Below are 15,710 nucleotides of genomic sequence, written 5' to 3' on the forward strand. Positions count from 1 at the left end.
TCAGAGCCATGGCAGCGCGAAAAGGAAGCCGGCATCAAGGCACGATGCCGGGGACGGGCCAGAGGACACCGGGAGCGACTGAGACTCACGCCGAGGCCCAGGCACTCGATCACCGTGCCAGGTACCTGGCGAACGCTCAGGGCATTGAGCAGGCAAGGATGAGGGGAAGGAACAATCGTGGACGGGGTAACCGAGGCCGGGACGACTGGGCCCGCCCAAAGGACGACGACCGGGGAGCTGCTGATCGAGCGTTGGCTGCCGATCGCGGAGATCGGGATCGAGTGCCAGCGGGAGAACAGTACGGGTCAGCACCCACCACCCAATCGACTGCATGTCTGGTGGGCCCGCCGCCCCCTCACCGTGAGCCGGGCCGCGATCCTCGCCAGCATCCTGCCGGCCTGGCGCGCAGATTGGCCGGCGGACTTGCTGGAGCGCTTCCCGTCTGAGGAGAGCTACCGGGCGTGGTTTATGCGCCTGCTCGGTATCCAGGGAGACCCCGTGGCCGCGCGGAGGATACTGGCCTGGGCCAAAGAGCGAGGCATTACCAAGCAACTGAACGCCTATGGTTACCGACGAGCATTCACGCATAACCCACCTAGCGAGGATATCGATACGCTCCAATCCCTGCTCGCTTTTCTATGGGGGCCGCGCGAGGTTCACGTTCTGGATCCAACCGCGGGTGGCGGCTCAATTCCATTCGAGGGTCTCCGATTCGGTCTCGCGACCTTGGCTAATGAACTGAACCCCGTCGCATCGGTCATTCTCGCCGCGACACTTGATTACCCCGCTCGCTTCGGTGAGGAACTAGCACTTGAGATTCACCGCTGGGGGAAAGAGCTTACCAGCCGCGTCCGCGAACGTTTGCAAGCGTTCTTCCCGTACCCGAGCGATGGCGTACCAGACGTGTATCTTTGGGCGCGCACGGTCGCCTGCCCGGTGACGGGCAAGCCGGTGCCGCTCTCCCCCAACTGGTGGCTCCAGAAGGGGTCCGATCCGATCGCGGTCAAGCTTCTCTGCCAGCCGGACTGGCCGGAGTGCCGCTTCGAGATCGTGCGGGGAAAGGAAGCCGAGCGCGCCAAGCCTGACCAGGGAACGATCCGCCGCGGCGTCGCCGTCTCGCCCTGGACCGGAGACGTCATCGATGGGGACTACATCAAGCGCGAGGCGCAGGCCGGGCGGATGGGCCAGCAACTCTACGCCGTCGGAGTCAAGACCGAACGCGGCACCGAGTTCCGCCCCCCGAGCGCAGCGGACTTCGCAGCGGTAGCGGCAGCGGAGGAGGAACTGGCCCGAAGGCTGCCCGGCTGGCTCGCCCATGGGATCATACCAGACGAAGAGATTCCGACGGGCAACAAGACCTCGGAGCCGCAGCGCTACGGCATGACCCGCTGGCGGGATCTCTTCTCGCCGCGCCAGCTCCTGGCACTCGGCATGACCGTGGAGGTACTGCGCGAGCTAGCTGCCGAGATCCAACGCGAGTTGCCGGCGGACCAGGCCCGGGCTGTCAGGACGTACCTTGCCTTCGCTGTCGATAAGATTCTGAACTACAACTCGAGAATGTCAGTCTGGCATCCGCTCCGCGCCACTATTGCCAATACCTTCGACCGCCACGACTTCTCGATGAAGTGGAGCCACGGCGAGATGGCACTCGTGGTCGCGGGGAAGGGACTCGACTGGGCCATTGTCCAGGTCGTGGATGCCTACAAAGGCATCGCGAAGCTCGCACAGCCCGCGCGCCTTCCGCTCTGGGACCGGGATGGCGAGTCACCGGTCGAGCGGCTGCACATCACGCAGGGTGATGCCGCCGACCTGAGCACTGTCGCCACCGGCTCCGTCCACCTTGTCTGCATCGACCCGCCCTACTACGACAACGTCCAGTACAGCGAGCTGTCCGACTTCTTCTATGTCTGGCTCAAGCGCACCGTCGGCGATCTCTACCCGGACTGGTTCCGCGCCGAGCTGACCGACAAGGACGACGAGGCGGTCGCCAATCCGGCTCGCTTCGCCGACTTCGGCCGCAAGCGCCGCGACCTGGCCCGTCAGGACTACGAGCGGAAGATGGCGGCGATCTTCCGCGAGTGCCACCGTGTCTTGCGGCCGGACGGTGTCCTGACCGTGATGTTCACCCACAAGCAAGTCGAGGCCTGGGACACTCTTGCCATGGCGCTTATCGCCGCTGGATTTCGCATCGAAGCCTCGTGGCCGATCCACACCGAGAGCGAGCACAGCCTGCACCAGGCGAAGAAGAACGCGGCGGCGAGCACGATCCTCCTCGTCTGTCGCAAACGGCAGGCGGTGGGCGAGCCGGTCTGGTGGGAGGACATCAAGGGCCGGGTGCGCCGGGTGGCGCGCGAGCGGGCAGCCGAGTTCGCCGCGATGGGTATCGGCGGCGTGGACCTCTACATCAGCGCCTTCGGCCCCGCCCTCTCCGTCATCTCCGAACGGTGGCCGGTGCTGACCAGCGAGGTCGATCCGAAAACGAACCAGCCCAAGCCGTTGCGGCCGGAGGTGGCGCTCGACCTCGCCCGCGCCGAGGTGATCGGCCTGCGCAAAGAGGGCCTGCTCCTCGGCCGCCCGGTGCAGTTCGACCCAGCCACCGACTGGTACCTGATGGCCTGGGACGCCTTCAAAGCCGCCGAGTTCCCGGCCGACGAGGCTCGCAAGCTCGCCCTCGCCCTCGGCCTGGATCTGGAGCAGGACATCGTCCGCCGCGAGCGGCTGGTGGAGAAGAAGGCGAGTACGGTGGTGCTGCAGACCCCGGCCGAACGGCGACGCCGCGGTGTGGTCGATCCGGACGCCGAGACCTTCCCGAGCCTGATCGACGCCGTGCACACAGCCATGCTCATCTATGACGAGGACGGCTCGCGCGCCTGCGAACAGTTCCTCCAGCGCACCGGCCTGCGCAGCGACAGCCGCTTCAGAGCCTGCCTCCAGGCGCTGATCAACGCCGTCCCGCGCACGAAGGTCAAGGATGCCTTCGTCCGGCCCGAGGCCGAGACGCTGGAGCGGCTGCGACTCGCCTTCTTCGACGACCTGGAGATCCCGGCAGAGGAGGCCCCGCCCGAGGTCGTGCGGCAGAAGGGCTTCTTCGACGACGCGGAGGGCGACGAGTCCGAGGAGGACGAGGAGTAGTCTGTGCCGAGCCTGCTCCGCGACTACCCGTTCCAGATCTCCTACGGCCCGGCCGACGACCGGCTGCACGGGTTCTACATCCCGGCGCTGGAGCGGAGCGTGCGCTACGACCGCGCCGCTGGGTACTTCTCCAGCGCCGCGCTGGCGGTGGCGGCTGCGGGGGTTGCCCGCCTGATCCAGAACGGCGGGCGGATGCGGCTGCTCGTCGGCGCCAGCCTCGACCCGGACGATATCGCAGCGATCCAACGGGGCTACGACCTGGCCGAGCGGATCGGTCAGAAGTTCCTGGCCCTGCTCCAGGACCCCGAAGACCTCCTGATGCGCCGGCGCCTCGAGGTGCTCGCCTGGATGGTGGCGGCGGGGACGCTGGAGATCCGGGTCGTCCTCCCGCTGGGGCCGGACGGCGCGCCGCTTCCCGGAGATACGGCGCGGGACTACTACCACGCCAAGGAGGGGATCTTCACCGACGCCGCCGGGAACCAGATCGCCTTCAGCGGCAGTGTCAACGAGTCGGAGTTCGGCTGGCGGCACAACTACGAGCAGTTCTCGGTCTACAAGTCGTGGGACGGCTCAGCGCCATACCTGGCCCAGGTGGTCCAGCGCTTCGAGCGACTCTGGGACGGCACAGAGCGAGATTGGATCGCGCTCCCGGTCCCTCGCGCCGTCCGCGAGCGGCTGATCGACTTCCGCCCGGAGGAGACGCCCACACGTGATCCGCTCGAGCCGGACCCAGTGCCGGTCGGCATCGAAGAGGAGCGTGTGGTCTACGTCGTCGGCTCGCGGGCGGACGACGATCAGCGGTCGCGGATCCTCGTCCAGTACCTGCGCGATGCCCCGTTCCTGCCCGGCGCCGAGCGGCTCGGCTCCGCAACGGCGGCCGTCCAGCCCTGGCCGCACCAGTCGCGGGTGAGCGACGCGATCGTCGCCCGCTTCCCGGAGCGCTTCCTGATCGCCGACGAGGTGGGTCTGGGCAAGACGATCGAGGCGGGGCTGGCGATCCGCCAGCTCCTTCTGTCGGGGCGGGTGCGCCGCTGCCTGATCCTCACGCCGCGCAGTGTCATGCGCCAGTGGCAGGAGGAGTTGTACGAGAAATTCCTCCTCGACGTCCCCCGCTACGACGGCGGCCGCTTCGTCACCGTCTTCGGTGAGGAGCGCGAGCCGACCACACCGAACCCGTTCGACAGCGAGCCGATCCTGCTCGCCTCCAGTCAGCTCGTCAAGCGGCGCGAGCGGCAATCCCAGGTGCTCGCTGCACTCCCCTGGGATCTGGTCGTCGTGGACGAGGCGCACCACGCCCGGCGGAAGGATTTCCTCTCCGGGCGTTACCGGCCCAACCGGTTGCTGGAGCTGCTGCGGGCGCTGCGACACCGGACGCAGGGGATGCTCCTGCTGACCGCGACGCCGATGCAGGTGGACCCGGTCGAGGTGTGGGACCTCCTGATGCTCCTGGGGCTGGGCGGGCGCTGGGGCGCGGACGAACGGAACTTCCTACGCTTCTTCCGCGAGCTGCGCAAGCCGTTCGACGAGGTCGACTGGGACTTCGTCTTCGAGATGGTGCGCGACGAGCTGGGAAGCGGCGGACAAGAGGATCCGCTGCTGACGGCGACGGCCCTCCGGAGGATCGGCCCGGTCGATTGGCAGCGCGTGCGGGATGTGGCGACGACATCATCCCGCGCTGCCATCGAGATCAAGCGACTCTCGGACGAAGCACGGGCAGTCGCTCACCAGTACGCCCAGCGCCACACACCGCTCCGGCGACTGATGTTCCGCAACACCCGCGCACTGCTGCGCGAGTACGCTCGCCGCGGGCTGATCCAGGCCGTGATCCCCCGGCGTGATCCGCAACCGATCTGGATCGAGATGACGCCCGAGGAGCGCGAGCTCTACGACCGGATCGAGGAGTACATCGCCGAGTTCTACGCCCGCTACGAGCGAGAGCGACGCGGTCTCGGCTTCATCATGACCGTCTACCGCCGCCGTCTCACCTCCAGCTTCGCCGCGATCGAGCGCAGCCTGGCGCGGCGACTCGACTTCCTCCGCGGCCAAGCGAGCGACCCGGGGCTGACCGACGACGACCTGGAAGAGGCCGAACTCGACTGGGACATGACGGAGGAGCTCCCGGAGGCGCTGGCCGAGGGGTACCGGGAAGAGATCCGGTACGTTGAGGATTTCCTCCACGACATTCGCCGGCTCAGCAGCGACTCCAAGCGTGAGCGGCTGATGACGATGCTGGGGGAGATCTTCCGCGAGCGTGAGACGGTCGTCATCTTCACGCAGTACACCGACACGATGGACGACCTGCGCGAGGCATTGCGCGAGGTCTACGGTAATCAGGTCGCTTGCTACTCCGGCCGCGGCGGCGAAGAGTGGCGCGACGGCGAGTGGGTACCGACGACCAAGGAGGAGATCAAGAACGCCTTCCGCGAAGGAGAGCGAATCAAGATCCTCCTCTGCACCGAGGCGGCGAGCGAGGGCCTGAACCTGCAGACCTGCGGCGTGCTGATCAACTACGACATGCCCTGGAACCCGATGCGGGTGGAGCAGCGGATCGGGCGCGTAGACCGCATCGGCCAGCAGTACCCGGTCGTCTGGGTGCGCAATTTCTTCTACGCGGACACCATCGAGGCGCGCGTCTACGAGCGGCTGAGCGACCGAATCGACTGGTTCACCGAAGTGGTGGGCGATCTCCAGCCGATCCTGACGCGGGTGTCGCGCTCCATCGAGACGCTGGCGATGCTTGGCGCGTCCGAGCGTGAGCAGCGCCTGGAGGCGGAGATCGCTGCGCTCAAGGCCGACATCGACCAGCAGCAGGTCGCGCTGATGAGTCTGGACGACTACCTCGACCAGGAACCGGGGGCGCCGCCTGGCGGGACGCCTGTGGAACTGGTCGACCTGGAACGGGTGCTGACCCAGGCGCCCGCCCTCCGCGGGCGCTTCAAGCCCCATCCGGACCTCCCAAAGGTCTGGCTCCTGGCTCACGGCGACGGCCAGGTGGCCGTCACCTTCGACCGCGAGGTGTTCGACGCCCACCCGGACACCGTGCGACTCCTCAGCTACGGCGACCGGTTGCTGGACGATCTGCTGTCCCAGGTCGAGCCCCCCGCGCGCTCCGACGGCGACGTGGGCGTGCTCTGCTGCTCCGCCGACAAGCCGGTGCCCCTTCGGACGTACTACCAACCCGACGGCGAGCGGGCACGCGCGCTCGACCGGCTGGTCGATCTCGAACGAGCGCTCGACGGCGACCTGACGTGGTCCCCCGCGGCCCGCGCAGCGGCCGAGGCCGACTTCCGCCGGCAGTTGGAAGATCTCGCTCAGCGCGAGGCCATGGTCGCCGAGCAGCGACGAGAGGCCGAGCGCCTCTCACTCGAGGAGCGGGCCCGGCAGCTCCTGCTACGGGCGGCACTCATCGAGATCGCACGCGGTCGCACCCCCGACCTCTTCGGCGATAACCGGCCCTGGGCCTTTTCCGAGGACGCGGTCCGCGCCCTCGCGCAGCGGGGCTTCCCCTTCGCGCCGCTCCTGCGGCTTGTGGATGTGACCGGGCTGACGCCTTCGCCCACAGATCCCTACTACCAAGAGATCGCGAATGCATCGCCGGAGTCGCTCACCCGCCGCTTCGCGCAGTTGAAGGACGATGCCACGACCCTTGTGAAGGCTCTGGCAGAGCTGCGCCAAAGCACCCCCGAGAACGACTCGAAGGAGCCCAGCTCGTCAGCAACGGCCACGTTACTCGCCGTGACGGGAGAGCAGCAGTCTCCCCTCGCTGCAACGACACCGATCCATACCCATACCGTGGATCACTGACGCATACTGTGCCGCATGTCGCACAGCGTTCGAGCCCCTGGACAGGTCGCACCATCTCGACCCATGACGTCGAACGCATCGGGATAGGGACGTGACACGGTCGATTCACCTGTCCAAGACAACGGAGGTTCACCACCACCGGATTGGCACCATCCGGGTGGTTCGAGGGCAGGAGTGACTCACGACGAGCTGATCCTGCCTAGACCGTGTCCGCGTTCGCGGGGTTTCCTGGCATTCCTGCGGGTTTGTGCTATACTTTTGTCGGCGCTCGGAGTTGGGGTGCCTGTTGGGCTTCTGCCTTTGATTCAACACCAGCAAGGCAGAAAGCCACCAACGTAAGAGCATCTGGGCCGCTAGCTCAATTGGCAGAGCAGCTGACTCTTAATCAGCGGGTTCGGGGTTCGAGTCCCTGGCGGCTCACCAAGCGACAACCGCATACAGACAGCGAAAACAGTAAGCCCGCTCGTCTCTGAGCGGGCTTTGCTGCGCCGTTCTACCCCAACTTCTACCCCAACCCGATCAAAAACGGGCCTATCCAACGCCCAAAATGCCATCAATCTTATCGGCGGCGTCGCGGGCCAGCGTCGGGGCAACGTGGGAGTAGGTGCCGAGCGTCAGGGTGATTTGGGAGTGGCCCAGAATCTCCATGACGACGCGCGGATTCACGCCCTGGGCCATCAGCAGCGACGCGCAACCGTGCCGCAGATCGTGGAAGCGCAGCCAGGGCAGCCCGGCCTCGGCGCGCAGCCGGTGGAACTCGCGGGTCAGGTTGCGCGCGTCAATTGCGGTGCCGATGGTGCTGGTGAACACGAACCCCTGATCGTCCCAGTAGGGCGCGGCGATGCGCTCTTCGAGTTGTCGGGTGCGGTGCTCTCGGAGCGCGCGCAGCGCCACGGCGGGCAAGGCGACGGTGCGGCGGCTGCGCTGCGTCTTGGGTTCCACGAGCACGAGCGCTCCCCCGCTCCGTTGCAGCGCGTAGCGGACGGTGAGCGTCCCGGCTTCGAGATCGACATCATCCCAGCGCAGGCCCAAGGCTTCCCCTTGCCGCAGGCCTACAGCGAGCGCCACGGTGAAGAGGGCTTCGAGCCGATGCCCGGCCACGGTATCGAGGAAGTGGCGGGCTTCCTCTGGTGTCAGGAACCGGGCCGGGGGGCGGTCCTGCTTGGGCGGGGCAGCGAGCGCGGCGGCGTTGCGAGACACCAAGCCCCAGCGCATCGCGTCATTGAGCGCCTTGCGCAGTACAGCCCGGTGATAGGTGACGGTGCGCGGGGACAGGCCGGCTGCCTGCTTCTGATTGATGTACCGCTGGACCTGATCCGGGGAGAGCCGAGCGAGCCGGGTACGGCCCAACGCCGGTGTCAGGTGGCGGGTGATAATGCCCCGATAACTCTCATAGGTGCGTGGTCGCAGCGATGGTCGGGCGACGTCTTCGAGCCAGCGTTCGAGATAGTCCTTGACCGTCTCGCGCTCCGAGACGACCGGCAACCCGTACTGCTGCTCAACGAGGGCACGGGCCAGCTTGTCGGCAACCTCCTGGCGCGTTCGGCCATAGAAGGATTTCCGCCGCCGCGTCCCCTGCTCCCAGAACGTCATACGCGCTTCCCAATAGCCGTCCGGTCGCTCGCGAATCGACCCCTCATTGTTCCCTCGATGCCTGGCCATCGCTCACTCTCTCTTGGCGCTGGGATCAACCCAGCGGTTGCCCTGCTTGACCCAGCCGGCGCGCTCCAGTGCGCTATCGAGCGCGTCCTGAAACCCGGCGCGACTCACGCACTTGACGGTGCCGTCCGGGTAGCGGACGAACCCGTAAGCGATAGGTTGCGCCCACCCCTGCTCTATTGCCTCTGCGTAGGCCTCGGCGGCGTCTGGACCTTGCCAGGGCGCAAAGACGAGGTAGCTATCGAGATCGTCCGTCGGTTGCTGGTTCGCCCTGCGCGCCAGGTAGTCGCGCGCCAGGATGAAGGCCTCGTAGGCCGGCAGGTCCGGGCGCATCGTCCGCAGGCGAACCACCTGCTCCGCTTCTGCGTTGGTGAAGCCCTGCGTTCGCCCCTGTGTCTCAATGATCGCAGCCCGGAGCACGTCAAGCACAAGGGCTGCCTCCTGTGGGTCGGCGGTGGCGGGCGACCACGGGCCGGATGGGTCCGCTGGTCGCATCTCACGCACGATCCGGTAGATCGTGCGCTCTGTCGGCAGCCGGTCCTTGATCGTGGCGTTCTGCTCCAACGTCCGCCGGATCTCCGGGGCGTTGGCATCATGCAACGCCAGCCGCCGAATCTCCTGCTCCACATCCGCGTCAAGATACGAGCGCCGCCGTCCTGCTGTCATGTTGTCCCCCTTTCGCTTCGGTTTGTGCCTTGTCGTGTCAGTAGAAGCGGTGTATGCTTCTGAACAACAGTGTAGCGTGTATCACGGTGGATGTCTACGGACACTGCCGAGAAAAGAGAGGGGGGCGGCCGATGACGGCAGCGCAGGTACCGAGTAGCGGGCAACTGCTCTACACGATCAACGACGTCACCGCGCTCACGCGGATATCGCGATCAACGATCTATGAGCACATCGCGGCCGGGCGGCTAAAGGTGGTCCGTATCGGCCGGGCGGTGCGCATCACTCGCGGGGAGTTGGAGCGGTGGATTAGCGATCTGGAGGAGCGCGGCGGTGATGACATCGCGTAGGGGACAAGCCAACGCCCCGGCCGGGACTCCGGGGCGACGGCGGACCTGGACTGAAAGGTTAGTGGCCTCATGATATCACAAAACACCCACGGCGGCACGACGAATCCCTTCCGCGCTCAGGCGCGCCTTGAGACGGATGATTGGCTGCGCGCCACCATCCACCAAGTCGATTGGCTGCTCACGGACGGTGACGACCTATCCGACGATGACCGCCAGTTGCTCCGCTGGGAGAAAGAGGCGGCCGAAGCCGAACTGGCGCGGCGCTGGGCCCGCGGCATATCCTACCCAGCCTGCGACTTCGGCTTCGAGCGGGAGACGATCGAGCGGATCAAGACGGCCTGGCCGATCGAGGCCGTGATCGGGCTCGACGTGCCGCTGCGGCCCGTCGGCAGGGGCTATCGCGGTAAGTGTCCCTTCCATGACGGCAAGTCCGACAACTCCCTGAGCGTGAAGCCTGGCGTCGACGGCGCCTTCTACTGCTTCGGCTGCCGGTTCGGCGGGGACGTGCTCGCGTGGATCATGGCGTTCCACCGGTGCGAGTTCAGTGAGGCCCTTCGCAGGCTCGCCCACATGGCCGGTCTGCCGATTCCAATGCGGCGCCGGCCTCAGCCGCCGTCTAAGGGACCGGTGCGGGAGGTGGACGCTTACGTCTGGCAGCCCAAACGCAAGCCGAGCCGGCGCGGCCTCCGCGTGCGGGAGGTGGGTCGTGTCTGATCGTGAGGCATTGCTCGTTTACCTTGGCGATGGATGGATGCTGCAAGCCGCTGGCGTGCGGCGGGAGCGCTCCGGTGACCTGGCCGCAGATGTCATGCTCCAGAACGGCGACCAGTTCCACGCCGACCGCGTGGCCTTGAACCGTGCCGAGTCACGGGAGGCCTTTGTCGCCACGGTGACGCGCGATGGATGGCCCGAACCGCGCATCGTGGCCGATGGGCTGCACCGGCTGTTACCCGAAGCACTGGCCCAGGTGCAAGAGCCTGCCGAGCCGCGACAGTCGCAAGCCGACCTGCTTGTGGCGCTCGCAGCTGAGGCTGATCTGTTCCACGACCCGGCCGGGGACTGCTACGCGACGATTCCGGTTGGGGATCATCGTGAGACGCATCGGCTGCGAACCAAAGGGTTCCGCCAATGGCTTGCCCGGCGATTCCACGAGGAACACGGCAAGGCGCCCGGCTCGCAGGCCATGCAGGATGCTCTCGTCGTCCTGGAGGGGCAAGCCCTGTTCGATGGTCCGAAGCATCCGGTATACGTGCGGCTGGCCGAACACGAGGGCACGATCTACCTTGACCTCGCCGATGCCGAATGGCGCGCGGTCGCAATCGACGGCGGCGGCTGGCGCATCCTCAACGACCCGCCGGTCAAGTTCCGCCGGGCGGCGGGGATGCTCCCGCTCCCGGTGCCTGAACCGGGCGGCAGCCTGGACGATCTGCGGGCGCTGCTCAACATCGGGGATGAGGACTGGTACCTCGTCATCTCGTGGCTGGTGCAGGCGCTACGCCCCACCGGGCCCTATCCGGTGCTCGTGGTCAATGGCGAACAAGGCTCCGCTAAAACGACCCTCACTCGCATACTCAAGGCGCTGGTTGACCCGAACATGGCCCCGGTGCGCTCAGAGCCGCGCGAGGTGCGCGATCTGATGATCGCGGCCTCCAATGGCTGGGTGCTCGGCTTCGACAACCTATCGCGCGTCGGCGGCTGGTTCTCTGACGCCCTCTGTCGCCTCTCGACGGGCGGAGGGTTCTCAACACGCGCGCTCTACGCCAACGACGAGGAACAGCTCTTCGATGCCCAGCGGCCGGTAATCCTGAACGGGATTACCGACCTGGCCACGCGGCCGGACCTATTGGATCGGGCGCTCCTACTCAATCTACCGAGCATCCCGGAAGCGCGACGCCGGCCTGAAGCCGAGGTATGGGCTGACTTCCAGCGCCGGGCGCCCGGCATCCTGGGCGCGCTCCTTGACGCGGTGAGCGCCGCGCTGGCGAATATCTCCGTTACCCAACTGGACCGGCTACCCCGTATGGCCGATTTTGCCCTCTGGGTGGCGGCGGCCGAGGCGGCGCTCGGCTGGGAAATGGGCACCTTCCTGGAGGTCTACAGCGAGAATCGGCAGTTCGCGGACGCCATCGCGCGCGACGCGGACCCGGTGGCCGACGCGCTGCTCGGCTACCTCGACGAGGTGGAATTCTGGAGCGGGACCGCAACCGAGTTGCTGGCCGCGTTGAACGAACTTCAGGGCGAGGAGAAGCGCAAACCACTTGAACGCGCCAAGGTCTGGCCGACGACACCACACGCCCTTTCTGGGGCGCTGCGGCGCCTTGCTCCGGTGCTCCAGCGGTCTGGAGTGGTGGTGCTCTTCAACCGTGAGGCCGGAAGTGGCCGGCGGATCATCCAGTTAGAACGAGAAGGCAAACCAGCGTCACAGTTGTCACAGTCGTCACACCCCGGCGGAAAACCGCATGCAGATGCGGAAACCGGGTGTGACGCTGGGTGTGACGCTGGTGACGCAGCGACCAACCAGCGTCACAGTGGTCGTCACACCCAAAAACCGCATGCCGACGCGGAAAACGAGAGTGGGTGTGACGACCGTGACGACTGTGACGCTGGAATACGGTCTCATTCTAAACGGGGTACGCCGCGCTGTCGGGGATGCGGTCGCGTAATCTCCGCCATCAACCGGACTGGATTTTGTGGGACGTGCCTGGTTAGGGGGAATGCCGCGTGACCTGGCTTATCGAGTGCAGCCGATGCGCCGCGACTTACGAGGTAGACCGGGCGGCGATCATGGGCGGCCGGTGGCTTATCTGTCCACAGTGCAGCGGCCAAGGCCATAAACCCGCTGTAGGCCCTTCTGCGGCTTCTGGAGGCCAAATACGGCCAAGTCCGGGTCATAAGGGTGATTCCACCTGTAACGGCGAATCGACGCGTGCAGGCGACTCTGGCAAGCCGGGAACGGAGCCCAGGCGATGCCACGCGCAGACCCCGGCCGGGCGGGGCTGGCTGATCGAGTGCCCGGAGTGCCACCGGTCCTACTTCGTTAGCCGCGTGGAGATTATGTCCGGCTCCTGGCTCCGGAAGCCGTGCCCGCACTGTGCCGGCGGCGACGGGGAGGAGGCCGGGCGATGACACGCGCGCTGACCCCGGCCGGTGTCATCCACGCCGTGGCCGGCCAGGAGCCGGAGCGGGCGTTGGTCGCGGCGATCGTGCGCCAGGCGGTGGACGACGCCCGCGCCGGCGATGCCGAGGCGCGCGCGTGGATCGCCTCGGAGTCCTGCGCACGCTGGCTGGCGTGGCTCGTGCCGGACCACGCCGACCCGGCTGCGGTGCAGGCGCAGCTTGTGGTTGATGTGGACGCGGCGCTCGCACGCCGCCGTACCACGACTGCCGCGCGGCAGACCAGGCGGGCCCAGCGCCGCGCCGTCGCGTGATTCTGGGATATATGGGGGTGTCATCATGCAGCGCCGCAGACGCCGCGACACCGCACCGCTCCGCACCGGCCACCGCAGCCAGGCGCTGCCGTACGCACGACGCCACGCGGCCGCCAGGCGACGCCGCGCACCGCGGCGGCACGACCCGCAGGCCTGCGGGCACGACCGCACCGGCGCGCGACGCACGACGCACACCGCAGGGTGGGGAGTACCACGCACAGCGTTGCGCCCGCGCCGCGACCGCGCATCGTGGGCGACGCCGGCCGGAGCTGCGCGGGCATGCGGGCGAGGGGGGAAGGGCGGGGAAAATCTTCAAACGGTGCCGCCTATAGACCGCGCGCGGGCCTCGATAAATGTACGCCCAATCGTGGGACTTTCGCTGAGGAGGTCAGGGAATGGCAGGACCGGGACGTATCCCAAAGCCGGCGCACCTGGTGCGAGGGCATCGGAAGGTAAAGGTGGTGAAGCTCGCGACGGGCACACCCGCTCGGCAGCGGGCGCCGCGGCTGCCCGCGATCGACGGGCTGGCGTGGCACACCAAGACGCGGGCCTGGTGGCGCAATGTTTGGCGGTCACCGATGGCCGAGCAGTACACACCAAGTGATGAGGACGGGCTGCTCCGTCTGGCGATCCTTGTGAATAGCTTCTACCAGACGCACGACCCGAAGTTGATGGCTGAGATTCGTCTGCAAGAGCAGCGATTCGGCCTCGATCCGGTGTCTCGCGCTCGGCTGCGCTGGGAACTTGCGCCGCCGGCGTCAGAGCGAGAGCCGGGGATCGTAACCCAGCTTTGGGCTGGGACCGACCCGCGACGAACGCTCGATCGCGGCGGGAAGGAGGCAGATAGCGATGGATAAGGCGCGCGAAGCGGGGACGGGGTGCCCGCCACGCACGGGAGAGCTCGTGCTGAGTGCGGTGCAAGCGTGCCGGGCGGTGTGTGATGCGTGGGACCTGTATTGCCAGGCGCCGGCGCCGTTGTCTGGCGAGGCAGAGGCGCTGCTTTGGCGCGCATTGCGACTTGTTCGTGATTGTGCGGATGATGTCTTCACGAACACGTCCGTATCTGATAAAATGTGATCGGAGCTCCTGTCGGGGCGTGTGAATATCCATGGCGGCGCGGAGCTGGAGGGCGCCGCGCCGCTCCGCCTCCACAAGCTCCACCGGCGCTGGGGACGCCGGCTACAATCGAAAAGCGTTCGCAACAGGAGTGAACGAACCCACGCAGCAGCGTGCGGGTGACACCGGACCGCTCGGTGGCTGGACGGCGCCGAGGGGGAAGGAACTTCACCTAGCAACGCTGTTTTTTGTTTTCTCTGAGGTAGGCAAGGAGGTGCGTCATGCAAATCATTAGTATGCCGGAGGTGCGTGACATTCACGACGCGCGCGCCAAGCGCCGGGAACTGCTGACGCGGATGGCAAATCTGGAACAGCGCATCGCCAACGGTGACAATTCGTGCCGGCCGCTGCTGGAGGCCGATCGGGAGACGGTGGCAGCGCTCGAAGCGTTCATCGAACACGAGCAAGAACGGCGCGAGGCGCGTGACCGCGCGGAGGGCGCGGGACGAAGCGATCCGTACGAACCGCCGCCAGCCGACGCGCGGTACGGGCTGACGGGCGCGGTGGACGCGCCCGAACCGGTGGGGCTGGCGCGGGCGATCCGTGAGGCGGGGTGGCACCTGCGCGAGCGCCCCAGCGTGCGCTTGGAGGCGCGGCACGTGTTCCCGGCCGCCGGGGACCTGCGGCCAAGTACTGTCGGCGGGGTGCTGCCGCTCGGGCGGGATGAGCGCTTCCTGTGGCCGCTCCTGCGTCGGCAGGTTGTCGAGCCGGGGCAGACCGCGGTCCGCGACTTCCGCCAGACGGGACGCACCGTGACCGGCACCGTGGAGCGCGCGCTAGATGCCACGAGCGAGAAGGCGCGGCTGGAGCTGGATGTTGTGCACGTTGACGAGGCGTTGCGGCAGCTGGCCATCCTGATCCCAGACGTGCCCAACGTCGTATTGGAGTCCCTGGACACGGCGGCGGAGTTCTTCCGCACCGAGGCGACGTACCAACTGAACCGGGCGCTTGATGCGCACGTGCACAGCCAGATCGTGGCCGCGAACCCACCCCAGGGCGCGACGGGCGCCGACTTGGTGGAGCAGGTGCGGCGGGGCATCGCGGCCATGCGGGCGGCCGGCGCCCGGCCGACCATCCTCGTGCTCAACCCGGACGACGCGGCCGAGCTCGACCTGCTGAAGCAGCCGGGGACGGCCGACTACATGTTCCCGACGCGACAGGCCGGGGCGGCGTCGCCGTTGTGGGGGCTGGCTGTGGTCGAACGGGCCGAACCGGCCGACGCGCCGCCGGTACTGATCGACCCGGATCGGCTCGGGCGGCTGCACCTGGGGGACATTGAGTTCCTGGCCGACCCGTACACCGGGCTCACGACCAACACGACGAACTTGCGGTTTGAGGTGAACGCGCTGTTCGTCGTGCGGGACGCGACGGCGGCCTACGTCGTGGCCCCCCCGGCCTAGAACACGCACGGCGGGGACGCCCGCCGGCGGGCAGCTCCTCGCTCCCAACCCCCCAACTTCCAACCTCACCGAACACGGCCGCGGTTGATCGCCGCGGCCGTGTTCTATGCAAGACCGAGATTGTGTGTCACAATTTGGGCATTGTCACATCTGTGACA

10 protein-coding genes and 1 tRNA gene are annotated in these 15,710 nt (G+C 67.2%); 9 read left to right on the forward strand and 2 right to left on the reverse strand.

Annotated elements, in window-relative coordinates; genetic code table 11:
* The first annotated feature begins 177 nt into the window (after positions 1-177).
* From STHE_RS14170 to STHE_RS14180, 3 genes are all read left to right on the forward strand, one after another.
* A complete protein-coding gene (locus tag STHE_RS14170; RefSeq protein WP_012873278.1) occupies positions 178-3,132 on the forward strand; it encodes a DUF1156 domain-containing protein in 2,955 nt (984 codons plus the stop codon).
* Between the two features lie 3 nt (positions 3,133-3,135).
* Entirely contained in the window at positions 3,136-6,936 is a 3,801-nt protein-coding gene (locus tag STHE_RS14175) for a DEAD/DEAH box helicase (RefSeq protein WP_012873279.1), read from the forward strand.
* A 347-nt stretch (positions 6,937-7,283) separates the two neighbouring features.
* A tRNA-Lys gene (locus STHE_RS14180) sits at positions 7,284-7,359 on the forward strand.
* Between the two features lie 108 nt (positions 7,360-7,467).
* Here STHE_RS14180 and STHE_RS14185 read toward each other — a convergent pair.
* On the reverse strand, positions 7,468-8,598 hold the full coding sequence (locus STHE_RS14185) for a tyrosine-type recombinase/integrase (RefSeq protein ID WP_012873280.1): 1,131 nt from the start codon (positions 8,596-8,598) through the stop codon (positions 7,468-7,470).
* 3 nt (positions 8,599-8,601) lie between these two features.
* Complete coding sequence (locus STHE_RS14190; protein ID WP_012873281.1) at positions 8,602-9,261, reverse strand: hypothetical protein; 660 nt, start codon at positions 9,259-9,261, stop codon at positions 8,602-8,604.
* A 131-nt stretch (positions 9,262-9,392) separates the two neighbouring features.
* On the opposite strand from STHE_RS14190, the gene STHE_RS14195 reads away from it, so the two are divergent.
* The 6 genes from STHE_RS14195 to STHE_RS14220 all read left to right on the forward strand — a co-directional run bounded on the left by STHE_RS14195 (position 9,393) and on the right by STHE_RS14220 (position 15,552).
* A complete protein-coding gene (locus tag STHE_RS14195) occupies positions 9,393-9,608 on the forward strand; it encodes a helix-turn-helix domain-containing protein (RefSeq protein WP_012873282.1) in 216 nt (71 codons plus the stop codon).
* 69 nt (positions 9,609-9,677) lie between these two features.
* Complete coding sequence (locus tag STHE_RS14200) at positions 9,678-10,322, forward strand: CHC2 zinc finger domain-containing protein (protein ID WP_012873283.1); 645 nt, start codon at positions 9,678-9,680, stop codon at positions 10,320-10,322.
* Positions 10,315-12,333: a hypothetical protein gene (locus tag STHE_RS18190; RefSeq protein WP_012873284.1), complete on the forward strand. Its 2,019-nt coding sequence runs from the start codon at positions 10,315-10,317 to the stop codon at positions 12,331-12,333. The genes STHE_RS14200 and STHE_RS18190 overlap by 8 nt, the downstream gene beginning before the upstream one ends.
* Positions 12,334-12,730: 397 nt before the next feature.
* On the forward strand, positions 12,731-13,036 hold the full coding sequence (locus STHE_RS14210; protein WP_012873285.1) for a hypothetical protein: 306 nt from the start codon (positions 12,731-12,733) through the stop codon (positions 13,034-13,036).
* A gap of 395 nt (positions 13,037-13,431) precedes the next feature.
* On the forward strand, positions 13,432-13,893 hold the full coding sequence (locus tag STHE_RS14215; RefSeq protein ID WP_012873286.1) for a phage terminase small subunit: 462 nt from the start codon (positions 13,432-13,434) through the stop codon (positions 13,891-13,893).
* A 480-nt stretch (positions 13,894-14,373) separates the two neighbouring features.
* The gene (locus STHE_RS14220) at positions 14,374-15,552 is read left to right on the forward strand and encodes a hypothetical protein (RefSeq protein WP_012873288.1); all 1,179 of its coding nucleotides are present in this window, start codon (positions 14,374-14,376) and stop codon (positions 15,550-15,552) included.
* Positions 15,553-15,710 lie beyond the last annotated feature (158 nt).

Origin of the sequence: Sphaerobacter thermophilus DSM 20745 (genome assembly GCF_000024985.1) — a bacterium.
GTDB classification, from domain to species: Bacteria; Chloroflexota; Chloroflexia; order Thermomicrobiales; family Thermomicrobiaceae; genus Sphaerobacter; species Sphaerobacter thermophilus.

Excerpts from the sequence above, each read along its gene's own strand:
- STHE_RS14185 (WP_012873280.1), bottom strand. The coding sequence starts at position 8,598 with ATGGCCAGGCATCGAGGGAACAATGAGGGGTCGATTCGCGAGCGACCG.
- STHE_RS14190 (WP_012873281.1), bottom strand. The coding sequence starts at position 9,261 with ATGACAGCAGGACGGCGGCGCTCGTATCTTGACGCGGATGTGGAGCAG.
- STHE_RS14195 (WP_012873282.1), top strand. The coding sequence starts at position 9,393 with ATGACGGCAGCGCAGGTACCGAGTAGCGGGCAACTGCTCTACACGATC.
- STHE_RS14200 (WP_012873283.1), top strand. The coding sequence starts at position 9,678 with ATGATATCACAAAACACCCACGGCGGCACGACGAATCCCTTCCGCGCT.
- STHE_RS14210 (WP_012873285.1), top strand. The coding sequence starts at position 12,731 with ATGACACGCGCGCTGACCCCGGCCGGTGTCATCCACGCCGTGGCCGGC.
- STHE_RS14215 (WP_012873286.1), top strand. The coding sequence starts at position 13,432 with ATGGCAGGACCGGGACGTATCCCAAAGCCGGCGCACCTGGTGCGAGGG.
- STHE_RS14220 (WP_012873288.1), top strand. The coding sequence starts at position 14,374 with ATGCAAATCATTAGTATGCCGGAGGTGCGTGACATTCACGACGCGCGC.